The organism is Granulicella sp. L60, from assembly GCF_009765825.1.
In the GTDB taxonomy this organism is placed as follows: Bacteria; Acidobacteriota; Terriglobia; order Terriglobales; family Acidobacteriaceae; genus Edaphobacter.
This window is the reverse complement of the sequence record NZ_LMUR01000022.1, coordinates 183,242-195,006: the sequence shown is the minus strand read 5'-3', so window position 1 is coordinate 195,006 and position 11,765 is coordinate 183,242. Positions and strand designations below refer to the sequence as shown.

The following is an 11,765-nucleotide window of genomic DNA, read 5'->3' as shown; positions in this document are numbered from 1 at the left end:
ACTAATCCACACCCTAAAGATCACGCCCCAGCACAAGATCGTCATAGATCGTAAAGCCCATCTGAAACGTCCGCGACCCCGTCACCCGAAAACCCGCCCTCTCATAAAACGCAATCGCCCGAAGATTCCCCCCATACACCCCCAGGAAGATCCGTCTCCGCCCCATCGTTCGCGCCTCATCCATCGCAGTCTCCATCAAGCGCCGCCCTGTTCCCGTGCCATGAAACCGCGTCAGCACATAGATCCGCTTCAACTCCACATCGTCCAATCTTGGATCAGCGATCGGCAGGTCAGGCTTCGTCAGCATCGCATACCCCACCGGCCCTTCCTTCACCGCAGTCTCGGCCAGCCATATCCGGCAGTCCGGCCGCTCCAGATAACCCGCATACACCTCAGCCGCGTGATTCACCTTGCAGTGCTGCACAATCGACTTGCCCTCAAGAATCCCGGCAAAGCTATCGAGGAACGTCGCGCTACCCACCAGCGCAAGCGCCTGAGCATCCTCCACCGTACCTCTCCGAACCGAAACTTCACTCACCGCCACGTCACTCACCGCCAAACCATCCCTCCCAAAACATCTCCTGAACAGTTACCCAACAAACATCAAGATTGACTCAAATTTATCCCAAAATTTGGCGTACCACCCGCCACCACAAAACAAGCAGCGAAACACCACGAACTCACCACCCAAATACCACGTACAGCCCAGCAGAAAACCACGATTTCCGCCCAAAAATCGCAAAACCCCACCCAAATACCACCCCAGAAAAAACCACCAAAAATCGACTCCTCCTAATACTCAAAATCCCCCCTCATCCTGAGAAAGAACATCCAACCCTCTCCCGCTCTCCGACGACGTCCTCGCCAACAGAATGCGCAGATCGCGCAGGTTATTCCCCGTAGGTCCTGTAGACACAGTCAACCCCATATCCCCCAGAAAACCCCCAGAATCAAAGCCCCGCAACGCAATCCGCGCGTCTGCAAGCAGCCTCTCATTGGAAATAGTCGTCTCGTCAACAACAGCACCCGCCGCAGAACTATTTCCATCGACACCATCAGTACCCGCAGACAGCACAGCCACGGACGCATCCGAGCGCCGCAACAACGTAGCCGCATACAACACAAAGTGTTGATTCCGCCCACCAACACCAGGCTTCCCCATCCCATCAACATCACCCGCCGCATCGCCCGATAGTTGAACCGTAACCTCACCCGAAGAGATAAGGCAGACATCATCATGCTCTCGCCTCAGTTCACGCAGACGCTGAAGCAGATACTCCGCCGCAGCCGCGTAATCCCAGTCATCACACGTGTTATCGACAACAGCATAAAATCCCAACTCTTCCGCCCGCTGTTTGACGAGCTCGGATATATCTTCAGCCGCCAGAATCGTCACCGCCCGCGAGCTGCGCTGTGCAGCCTTCGGCGTCTCACGAAGCTGAGGCGACAGAAAAAACTCGCGCACCGATGCAGGAAATCTCTCCATCAATCCGTAACGCTTCAGTATCTCCCTACACTGCTCCACCGTCGATCTGTCCGGCAACGTCGGCCCCGATCCCAACGCATCCAGTTGGCTCTCCGGAACATCCGACACCAGCAACGAATAGCTCAAAACACCCTCAGCCTCCAATGCAAGCCGTCCGCCCTTCACCGCAGAAAAGTGTTTGCGAACACAGTTAATCTCTGAGATCGATCCGCCGCTATGCACGAGCTCGCGATGAAAGCTCACCGTATCTTCCTGCGAAATCGCAGGATCCAGCGGCAGCTCCATCATCGCGGAGGCGCCTCCGCTGATTAGAAACAGACACAGCGCATCCTCCATCGAGCCGTCCACCCGCAGCGCCCGCACTACCTCCAAAACTGCCCTCGCCCCATCGATCGAAGCCTGATTCGGTGTCGGATGCCCTCCGGCAAAGAACACGAACCCCGCAGGAAGATTAGACGGACGATCCCCTGCAATCAACACCCCGGAGATCTCGCATCGCGGCAATCCCCGCAGCGACGGCAGCAGCGCCTGAAGCATTGCGGACGCAGCCTTGCCAACAGCGATTACGCGAATGCGGCGAATGCATTCGAGATCGATCGTATCCTCGCCAATCGCCAATAACTCTCTGCCCCGACCGTCCGACACCCGCTTCACCTTGTCGGCAAACGCCCGCTCGATGCTGCAATCCGCAAGAGACCGCAGAAAGAGCCCACAAGCTATCTCGCGCAACTCCGCGTCCAACCTTCCCATCAGCTACACCCCATTGTGGATTAGATACATTCCCTTCCAGATTGGCAAAACTTCAAAAATGAGCAAGTATACTTTCGCTATCGATGAGAATTGTTCAGGCGACCTTTGGAGTCTTCCACCACTTTGAGCTTGCTGCCGAACTCCATCGTCGGGGGCATCTCGAGCGCATCTACTCCACCTTCCCCTGGAGACGGCTAAAACGTGAAGCAGTTCCACGCAGCCTCGTCGAGACCTTCCCCTGGGTTCACACCACCCAGATTCTTCTCGACCAAAAAAACCTTCTGACGCCCTCGCTCTCAGCCATGTTTTCGTATCGCAACGCAACCACCTTCGACCGGTGGACATATAGCCGCATCCCACCCTGCGATGCGTTGATCGCACTGTCAGGTGCAGCCCTCGCGACCGGCGCCAAAGTACAACAACGCGGCGGCAAATTTCTCTGCGACCGGGGCTCAACCCACCGCACCTTCCAATCCAAAATCCTCCGCGAAGAGCACGAGATCTGGAAGCAGGAGTACATACCGGATGGTGCCCGAGAGCTCGCTCGCGAAGAGCTCATCTATCAACAGGCAGACGCTATCGTTGTCCCATCCGAAGTCGCACGCCAGAGCTTTCTCGCCGAAGGTGTCGCCCCTGAAAAGATGCACGTCATTCCATACGGTGTCCGGCTCGAGCGCTTCAAAAAAGTAGGCTCCCCTCCATTCGGTCCAGACGCTCGCTTCGAAGTATTGTTCGTCGGCGGCATCTCGCTGCGCAAGGGCATCCCATACCTGCTCAAAGCCTTCGCCAGGCTGCGCCATCCCAACAAGCGGCTGCGCATCATCGGCGCTGTGCCACCCTCCTTCAAGCCTCTCCTCGAAACTCTCCCTTTGGACAATGTGGAGTTCATAGGCACAGTTCCGCAGCCCCAATTGGTGGACTACATGAGTAAAAGTCATGTCATGGTTTTGCCCAGCATTGAAGAGGGTCTAGCCTTAGTCCAGGGACAGGCCCTCGCCTGCGGGTGTCCCATCATCGCCACCACGGCCACCGGATCGCAAGATCTTTTTACGGACGGCGTCGAAGGATTCATCCTGCCGATCCGCGATCTCGACGGCATCGCCGATCGCATGCAGCAGTTAGCCGACGACCCCGTCCTTCGCGACCGCATGAGCGCCGCTGCATCGAACCGCGTAAGCCAAATCGGCGGCTGGACGCACTACGGTGATCTCTGGGAAGATCTCCTGCACCGCATCACCGGCAATTCAACCGGCCTCGGCGCTTCCTAATCGTTCGGCGATCAACCGAACAATCTCTTCCGCTGTCTTGTCCCAGTTCAACGTCTGCTCGAAGTACTCTCGGCCGCGACGCGCCATCTTCGTGTACGCATCGCGATCAGCCATCAGAGCCAGAATCTTTTCGACATACGCTCCTGCCGGGGCCTCCCGATCGAACAGGAACCCCGTCTCTCCATCAAGAACAACCGAAGGAAGCGCGTGAACAGATCGTGAGAGCGGAGGCAGCCCATACGCCTGCGCCTCGGCGAAGACGATACCGAAACACTCTGCGATAGTCGGCACCAACAGGAAGTGTGATCGCAAAAACAGCTCCTTCAATTGAGTGTTCTGCTCAGCGTCCCACCGATCCAGGGTGCCGTACACCGTAATGAAACCGTCCGGCCCTGTCATCTCGGCAGGCAGCACCGGACGACAGCCCACAAGATGCAACCTCACCTTGTGGCCCGCCGCATGCAGTAGCTCAGCCACGGCGACCGCCATCGGTCCACCTTTTCTCTCCCAGTCTTTTCCGACATACAGCAACTCGATCTGATCCCGCTCCCGCGCAGCAATGGCCGCCAGCAGCTCTTCGTTCGTCAGCGTCGGAACCCAGTTCGCCCCGAGAGGAGTCATATGAATTTTCTTCCGCAGAGAGACCCCATCTGCCGAATAAAGCCTCTCCGCCTCGTCGCAGGCCCAGCGCGAGCCAAAACACGATCCATCGATCCGCCGGGCTGCCTGCGCCTCTATGGCAGCAAACTCCACACCGTTTACTGGAAGCGGATCCCAACGCTCGTAGGCCTGATGCCATGTCATCCATGGCGCATCACTAAACGTGAATATCGGAATCTCAGGCCTATCGACGAAAGCTACGCACTGGCTCGAAATCGAAAGCACAGCATCGGGATGCAACCGCGAGATCTCCCGTTGCACCTCTTTCGCCGTCTGCTTCAAAGCCGCCTTGGTAAGAGACAGCGGATATCTCGGTGGATCTCCGCCATACCAAAGTCTCTTCGCGACATTCAAAGGCGTGCGCTTTGGCCGGTCAGGCTGAAACACTGAAACCCGTTCTACCTTACGCTCAAGCGCCAACCGCAGCGAGTAGACGATGCCACTCCACGACCCCGGATGATAAGCATCTTCAAGCGTCGTCATCAGCAGGTGTTTCAGCGGTTTAGACATCTTTTGGGATACTAACGCTTCATCCGGGCACCAGCAAGCCGATGACGACGCGCCTTTATTCTTAATCCGGCAACCCTATCCAGTCGCAGGATCACGGCAAAAATAGACCACGCGGCACACAAGTTACACTCTAACTAGCTACTTCTTAATTCATTTCGCTGACAGTGCGGGGCGCTCTCAACGCAATATTTACTGATTGAGGAAACAAGAACCACCGATGAATATTGAAGGACCAGTAAAGCGGCGTTTGTTGCTTGGCTTCATCACCGGTTGGGTCAGCAAAGTTGCGTCAAGCGTCATTCAACTGATTCAGGTACCGGTCTTCCTTCATTTTTGGGGCGTGCCCCTCTACGGCGAATGGATGATCGTAAACTCCATTCCCGCCTATCTCAGTTTTAGCAATGCCGGCTTCGGCACTGTAGCAGGCAACGAGATGACGATGTCGGTCGCCCGCAACGACTTCGACGGCGCGCTCCGAGTCTTCCAGAGCTGCTGGTGGCTCATCGCAGCCCTCTGCACAGCCACCATCGCACTGCTCAGCGGAGTTCTCTACTTTCTCCCCGCCCGCTACTTCCTTCGGTTCACCGCCATCAGCGAATCCGACACCAAGTGGATCATCTTTTATCTCGGCGTCTCCGTCCTGTTGGGCCAGTTGGAGCAGCTCCTCCAATCCGCCTATCGCTGCATCGGCCGATATCCCTTCGGCTCGCTCATCAAGACCATCATGTCTCTCTCTGCATTCGCGAGCATGATCGTAGCCGTCATTCTCGGATCCGGAACCCGCGTAACAGCCCTCGTCTTTTCCATCGCCAACGTCGCCGGCACCATTCTGCTCAGCATCCTCGTTCGCCGTGACATTCCATGGATTCGCTTCGGCTGGCGGTACGCCCAACTCGCCGAGATCCGCAAGTTAGTCCGGCCTGCCATCGCATTCATGGGCTTCCCCATCGGAAACGCCCTCAACCTGCAAGGCACTCTTCTCGCCGTCGGCTACGCCCTCGGACCGGTCGCCGTCGTCGTCTTCAGCACCGCACGAACCGTCTCCCGTGTAGCGCTCCAGATGGTGCAGATGATCAACAGCACCTTTGAACCCGAGATGACCATCGCCTTCGGAGCGCTCAACTACGATCTCACCCGCACCCTCTTACGCAGAGCCTGCCAGCTCGCGCTTATCTTCGCCATCGTAGTCGTCGTCATCATGATGTCATTTGGTCCCTGGTTCCTCACCCACTGGACCGGAGGACGCGTTCCACCCAGCCGGCCACTCCTCGCCATTCTTCTTCTGTCCGTTATCTCCTACTCGCTATGGTCCACAGGCTCCACCCTGATGACCTCTACCAACCAGCACCAGCGGCTCGCCGCCTACTACATCCTGGGAACCGGCCTCACCTGCGTTCTCTGCTTCATCCTCGCTCACTACTACGGTCTATTCGGAGCGGCCGCATCCCTGCTCGTATCTGAGATCGTAATGAATCTCTACGTCATCCCAGCCTGCCTGCGTATCTCCCACGACACCTTGCCGGCATTTCTGGGCAGCCTCTTCCACTATCCGCCATCACTGCTCCCCGCAAATCTGCTATCCCGCATCAGACAGTCAAGACCCACTCTGAAGAGCTGAAGATCGCCTAAGGCTGGAAGGCCTATACCGCACGCGCTTACTGCTCTATTGCCTGGATGAGAGTGACATGCCTTCCGGCGTCGTGCTGATCGGTCAACAAGACGATCTTTCCGTCCTGAGCGACAGCAAGCCCAGAGTATGTGGGAGGCATCTGCTTGAGCGCCGTGTAGAGCGATGTCACCTTTGTCTCGGGATTGAAGATGCGAATTGCGCTGGAAGAGACGCCGCGATCAAGATAGAAGATCCCCCTCGAAGTCACCTGCCAGTATCCCCAATAGCCTGCAGACGGCTGAGTCAGAATCTGCGTCTCCGCTCCGCCCGAAGGTGAAACACGCCAGATGCCGTCCTCGTTTCCGCGAGTGTAATAAAGCCATCTACCATCGGGCGACTCCTGCGGAACGATTCCATCGCCAGTGGTCACAGGCTGCGGATCCCCTCCCGCTGCCGACACGCGCCAAAGCTGCCACCGATCACCTCGATTAGAGCGAAAGTAGATGGACTGATCGTCATGCGACCATCTCGGAGTAATGTCGTTCGCATCGCCAAAGGTGAGCTGCTTAGGACGTCCGCCAGCAGCAGGTACGCAAAAGACGTGTGAGTGGCCTCCCGGACGAGAGTCAAACAAGATTTTGTCGCCATGATTGGACCACGAAGGGCTCCCAGTCAGCGGACCAGCCTGAAGGTAAGTTGCCTGAGTTGGTCTCCAGCCTGAGAGGCGATCCATATCTCCTGATTGCCCGAGCGCCTTGACTGAAAGGCAAAGTAGCTTCCATCGGGCGAGAGAGACGGCGCTGAATCCTGCTGAGTTGAGGTCAGAACCGCGTCGGACTTAACCGAACTCTCTTTGCTGGAGCCCTGCCTAAAGCGAAGGATGCTCCAGATGGCGGAGCCCTGAGTGTAGGCCAGCTCCCCGGGCTTCGGTCCAACCGCCGGCTGATAGGCGTCTTCAGTTCCCACAGGCAGGCGCTCCGGCCCCTTATCTTTCAATCCAATCTTCCAAAAACCGTACTTACCGCCGCGGTTGGAAGAGAAGATGATCGAAGAGCTATCTGCGGTCCAGGCCAGGCTGTCGATGTTCATATGGTCGTGCGTGAGCTGGTGCAACTCACCACTGGAGGTGGACATGAAGTAGATGTCCCGGACAGCGGTCTCGCTCGCCCTTGTAAATGCGATCCATCTGCCATCAGGCGAGTACGCCGGGTTCAGATCGCCCTCCCAGCCCGCAGGTGGCGTAGTGATAGACATTGTATTAAAGGTATGCAGATCGAGAAGGAAGATCGAAGAGTCGGGAGCAGTGCCGGAGTGGTCGGGATAGATCAGCGACTTGCCCGAGGGAGCCCAGGAGAGCGCACCCTGCTCCCAGTGGCTCGGCTCCTGCGGGATCAGCAGCTTACGCGGAGTCGTCTGCGAGTTCACGGACGCCACGGAGAGACTAAGACCGTCGCTTGAACTTGCCAGATAGGCAATCTGCCTCCCGTCCGGCAACCAGGCAGGGCTGAACTGCTCGTCTGAGTCGGAGGTCAGCTGCTTTACCTCTTCGGTGCCGATAGTCTTAATATAGATTCGCCGGGAGGCTGAGTTCTCGGCGATCCAAACGAATGCGATCTGCCTCCCATCCGGTGAGAACGCAGGTTGAATCTGCTCCCCGGAGTAGGAGGTGAACTGGATCGTCCGAAAGGATAGAGTAGCGCCGGCTGGCTTTGCCCTGCTTCGGTGGTAAAACCACATCGCGAGCAGCATAGCGAAGATCAGCCCTGCGACCGAGACGGTCCACCAAATGTTGCGACCAGGCCGGCGTGCCGTCTGCGAATCCACCTGAGGAAGCACAGCAGCCGGTTCAGCTCCGACGGACGGTAGATCGGCTTGAGCTTCGGCAGGAATCTCTGAGACCGGAGCCACCAGCCTGTAGCCGACTTTCGGGATCGTTTGAATGAAGTGCGGAGTATGCGGATCATCCTCGGTGATGCCCCGAAGGATCGAGATGCATCGAGTGAGGACGTCGTCACTGACAAAGGTGTCGGGCCAAACCGTGGAGATCAGCTCCTCTTTGGTGACGACCCGGCCTTGCTGAGCGGAGAGCGTAAGCAACACTTTCATGACTTTGGGCTCGATATGACGTACTTCTTCGTCCCTTGTCAGTGAATTGAGCTCCGTCTGGACTGTCCAATCTCCCACCCGGAAGTCTGCCCTGCGCTCGTCCACCCTTATGCCGCTTTCCTTCAACTTACTCATTTAAAAACATTTACTTCCCATCAGGAAAACCTCATACAAGCATCACTCTCTCTTCAGGATCATCCTGATGGCGTATGCGTAGGGTTCGGATCGTTCGTTGTTGCCTTAATTGTTTTTCTTAAAGGATGCCAAGTGAATCAACCTAAAAGATCGTACAGCTTTAATAGATTCGTTAATGACGGTTCGGGTCGCACCCGAATCCTGTCGGCTGAAGGTTCGGCCGTTCCTCCGCTTTATAAGATTGTATTTGCCGCAGTGCTCACCCTGCTATCCTTCTGCCTCCCGGCGGTCGCGCAGGTCACATCGGGTACCATTCTCGGCTCTGTTCAGGATACATCGGGAGCCATTATCCCCGGCGCCAAGGTGACCGCCACCTCACCCAACCTTGGAATCACGCGCACCGTGACCTCAAGCGAGAACGGAACCTTCTCTCTGTCGAACCTTCCCGGCGCCAACTACCACCTCACCGTAACGGCCAAGGGCTTCGAGACGCTCGAAAAAGATGGCGTCATACTTAGCTCTGCCGACAAGCTGAATGCGGGTACCTTCGTCCTGAAGGTAGGCGCCGAGGCCACCAGCGTCACCGTAACTGCGGACTCCGGCCAGCTCCAGATTCAGGCGACGAATATCCTCTCGAAATACTCTCCGATCCTACAGCCGCTCCGTTCATGGCCGGGTCCGCACTGCACTGCTACGGAGGCAAGCCGAGCGCTCAGAGCGTCATTCACGATAGGTTTCCGGACAAGGGAATATGGATGACGGAGTGCTCCGGCGGCACGTGGCAGAAGAAGCCTCCCCTCGAGGTTACGGCTCATCTGCTCATCGACTCCACTCGCAACTGGGCAAAGGCCGTGGCACTCTGGGGCATTGTGCTCGACACCGACCACAACCCACACGCCGGCGGCTGCGGGACGTGCCGTGGACTGGTGACGTTAGACACGAAACAGATGCGCGTTACCTACACCGGCGACTTTTATGCATTGGCACAGGCAAGCAAGTTCGTCCACCCCGGAGCAACTCGTATCGACTCGTCATCCCTCGGAAGTGAGAGCCTGGAGAGTGTGGCCTTTCAGAACGTCGACGGATCGATCGCCCTGCTGATCTTAAACGATCGAAACGACACAACAACCTTCGACGTGAAATGGAAGACAAAGACCTTCCAGGGCTCGCTGCCGCCAGGCGCACTCGCGACCTACATCTGGTCGCCAAAGCATTAGCCGATTTGGCAACTAAAACCGGATTGCTGTAAAAGCTCTTCCTGCAGCAAATGTTACATAGCCTACCTGATTCGTCGTGACTCTCCATTTTCCGCATCGAGATGAAGCCGATACATATTTGGCCACCTTCTCAGGTATCGAATTCATTGCTTGAGAAAGCGGATATAGTCCTGTATTTTTTTTATTGACACCCACGGAACTCTGCCCTAGAGTTGCGCATATCACTCTTGTATCAATACGCAATATTTGTTTCATTCCTGGCGACGTGACCGCGCAGAACTCCAACTCACGTCCTCCAGGGTTCTCGAGTAGATCTACGCTCGTGTCAGAAGATGATCTACGATCAGACCGAGAGCTTCTACTTTTCAACCATATGGCCTCACCTACCTGCCGATAGAGGAAGTCTCGTTGTCGGGTGCTTACACGCATCGCATGGGCGCCTTCGCCTATGCGTTCTCTCTGCAGGTTAACGTTCTCATCTATGGAAGTAGCCTTCGAGCACAGCAGGAGTTATGTATGAAATCAAACCTACCTTCCTCTGTCATCGCTATGATGGCGTTGTTGAGCGTCAGCCTACTGGCATTTGGCCAGGGTCCGACCGTCGCCTATGATCTCGTCATTCATGGCGGCCGCGTCATCGATCCGGAGACAGGTCTCGACGCCATTCGTGATATCGGGATCACAGGAAATACTATCGCAGCGGTGTCTTCAGAAGAGCTTCATGGCAAGCGGATTCTCGATGCCACCGGCTTGATCGTCAGCCCTGGATTTATCGACCTTCATCAGCATGGCCAGGAGCCCGAAGACTACCGTCTGAAAGCGTTCGACGGCGTCACCTCTGCACTGGAGATGGAGATCGGCGCGCGCGACGTTCCTACCTATCTCTCCGAACGTGCCGGCGGAACCCTCATCAACTACGGAGCTACCGCGAACTACGACTCTGCGCGCGCCACAGCCTTTCACACTCCCGTGCCGAATGGCGAGATCCTTCCGCACGCTGGTCCAGGCACGAACAACCCCGCCACGCCAGAGCAGATTCAGCAGATAGAGTCCATCCTGCGCGAACAGATTCAGGCCGGCGCACTCGGTATAGGCATGGGTATCCAATATGTGCCGGGAGCGAACCGTGCCGAAGTGATTCAGATCTTTCAACTCGCTGCGAGTTATCATCTGCCCGTCTACACTCACATCCGCAGTGCGGGCGCAGCGGACCCCGGAAGCATTGAGGCTGTCAGCGAAGTGATTGCTGCTGCCGCAGTCACCGGCGCGCCGCTGCACATCGTTCACATTAATAGCAGTTGCCTGAAGCTTGCGTCTCTATGTCTGCAAATGGTTGCTGGAGCACGTGCTCGCGGCCTCGACGTCACAACCGAGGCCTATCCATACGTAGCGGGTATGACGCAGATCAACTCCGCCCTCTTCAATCCTGGCTGGCAGGAAAAATTTGGCATCTCATACCACGACCTTGCTTTGCCTGACACTGGCGAGAGACTCACTCGCGAACGCTTCGAGCAACTTCACGCAGATCCTAAGCCCCAGGGAGTTCTGCTCTTTATGAACGATGAAACTACCGTAGACAATGACATACGCAATCCCCTCGTCATGATCGCCAGCGATGGCGAGCGTGGTCATCCTCGTGAGGCTGGAACCTACTGCCGGATTCTCGCACGCTATGTGCGTGAGCAGAAAAGTCTGACCCTGAGTGACGCCGTTCGCAAGATGAGTCTCATGCCAGCACAACGCCTTGTTGCATCCACACCCATGGGTGCGAGAAAAGGCCGCATACAACCAGGTGCGGACGCCGACATCATTGCATTTGATCTCGCAACTGTAGCCGATCGTTCTACCTATAGTCATCCCGTCGAAACCAGCACCGGAATGAAGTATGTCTTCGTTCAAGGCGTTCCAATCATCGAAGACGGCAAACTCGTCTCCAATAAGCTTCCTGGCAAACCCATCACAGCGACACAACACTAATCCCCAATCGTGTTTTCTTGCAGCTTAGTAAGTAAAACAAGAAAGAG

10 protein-coding genes are annotated in these 11,765 nt (G+C 56.5%); 5 read left to right on the top strand and 5 right to left on the bottom strand.

The window, feature by feature from the left end:
- Positions 1–13: 13 nt before the first annotated feature.
- Complete coding sequence (locus GSQ82_RS21855; RefSeq protein ID WP_254061912.1) at positions 14–553, bottom strand: N-acetyltransferase; 540 nt, start codon at positions 551–553, stop codon at positions 14–16.
- Positions 554–799: 246 nt separating this feature from the next.
- Positions 800–2,236, bottom strand: a complete 1,437-nt coding sequence (locus GSQ82_RS21850) for a glycerate kinase (RefSeq protein ID WP_158794411.1) — start codon at positions 2,234–2,236, stop codon at positions 800–802.
- 83 nt (positions 2,237–2,319) lie between these two features.
- On the opposite strand from GSQ82_RS21850, the gene GSQ82_RS21845 reads away from it, so the two are divergent.
- Complete coding sequence (locus tag GSQ82_RS21845; RefSeq protein ID WP_158794410.1) at positions 2,320–3,504, top strand: glycosyltransferase family 4 protein; 1,185 nt, start codon at positions 2,320–2,322, stop codon at positions 3,502–3,504.
- On the opposite strand, the gene GSQ82_RS21840 is transcribed toward GSQ82_RS21845, so the two are convergent.
- A complete protein-coding gene (locus GSQ82_RS21840; RefSeq protein WP_158794409.1) occupies positions 3,481–4,674 on the bottom strand; it encodes a glycosyltransferase family 4 protein in 1,194 nt (397 codons plus the stop codon). The genes GSQ82_RS21845 and GSQ82_RS21840 overlap by 24 nt on opposite strands.
- Before the next feature lie 217 nt (positions 4,675–4,891).
- Here GSQ82_RS21840 and GSQ82_RS21835 point away from each other — a divergent pair, with 217 nt between their 5' ends.
- On the top strand, positions 4,892–6,292 hold the full coding sequence (locus GSQ82_RS21835) for a lipopolysaccharide biosynthesis protein (RefSeq protein WP_158794408.1): 1,401 nt from the start codon (positions 4,892–4,894) through the stop codon (positions 6,290–6,292).
- A 37-nt stretch (positions 6,293–6,329) separates the two neighbouring features.
- Here GSQ82_RS21835 and GSQ82_RS21830 read toward each other — a convergent pair whose 3' ends face one another.
- Together GSQ82_RS21830 and GSQ82_RS21825 are read right to left on the bottom strand one after the other, a co-directional pair.
- Positions 6,330–6,917: a PD40 domain-containing protein gene (locus GSQ82_RS21830; protein ID WP_158794407.1), complete on the bottom strand. Its 588-nt coding sequence runs from the start codon at positions 6,915–6,917 to the stop codon at positions 6,330–6,332.
- Between the two features lie 38 nt (positions 6,918–6,955).
- Positions 6,956–8,524, bottom strand: a complete 1,569-nt coding sequence (locus GSQ82_RS21825; protein ID WP_256370108.1) for a transcriptional regulator — start codon at positions 8,522–8,524, stop codon at positions 6,956–6,958.
- Between the two features lie 132 nt (positions 8,525–8,656).
- Between GSQ82_RS21825 and GSQ82_RS21820 the strand changes: the two genes are divergently transcribed.
- The 3 genes from GSQ82_RS21820 (at position 8,657) to GSQ82_RS21810 (ending at position 11,718) form a co-directional block, all read left to right on the top strand.
- Complete coding sequence (locus GSQ82_RS21820; protein ID WP_158794405.1) at positions 8,657–9,283, top strand: carboxypeptidase-like regulatory domain-containing protein; 627 nt, start codon at positions 8,657–8,659, stop codon at positions 9,281–9,283.
- Positions 9,280–9,741, top strand: a complete 462-nt coding sequence (locus GSQ82_RS21815) for a glycoside hydrolase family 30 beta sandwich domain-containing protein (RefSeq protein ID WP_158794404.1) — start codon at positions 9,280–9,282, stop codon at positions 9,739–9,741. Before GSQ82_RS21820 ends, GSQ82_RS21815 begins: the two co-directional genes overlap by 4 nt.
- A gap of 516 nt (positions 9,742–10,257) precedes the next feature.
- Positions 10,258–11,718 carry an amidohydrolase family protein gene (locus GSQ82_RS21810; protein WP_216847154.1) on the top strand — a complete coding sequence of 487 codons (1,461 nt, stop codon included), beginning with the start codon at positions 10,258–10,260 and terminating at the stop codon, positions 11,716–11,718.
- Positions 11,719–11,765 lie beyond the last annotated feature (47 nt).

Bases quoted from the DNA above. Each gene is read 5' to 3' on its own strand.
- GSQ82_RS21850 (WP_158794411.1), bottom strand. From the start codon at position 2,236: ATGGGAAGGTTGGACGCGGAGTTGCGCGAGATAGCTTGTGGGCTCTTT.
- GSQ82_RS21845 (WP_158794410.1), top strand. From the start codon at position 2,320: ATGAGAATTGTTCAGGCGACCTTTGGAGTCTTCCACCACTTTGAGCTT.
- GSQ82_RS21840 (WP_158794409.1), bottom strand. From the start codon at position 4,674: ATGTCTAAACCGCTGAAACACCTGCTGATGACGACGCTTGAAGATGCT.
- GSQ82_RS21835 (WP_158794408.1), top strand. From the start codon at position 4,892: ATGAATATTGAAGGACCAGTAAAGCGGCGTTTGTTGCTTGGCTTCATC.
- GSQ82_RS21825 (WP_256370108.1), bottom strand. From the start codon at position 8,524: ATGAGTAAGTTGAAGGAAAGCGGCATAAGGGTGGACGAGCGCAGGGCA.
- GSQ82_RS21815 (WP_158794404.1), top strand. From the start codon at position 9,280: ATGACGGAGTGCTCCGGCGGCACGTGGCAGAAGAAGCCTCCCCTCGAG.
- GSQ82_RS21810 (WP_216847154.1), top strand. From the start codon at position 10,258: ATGAAATCAAACCTACCTTCCTCTGTCATCGCTATGATGGCGTTGTTG.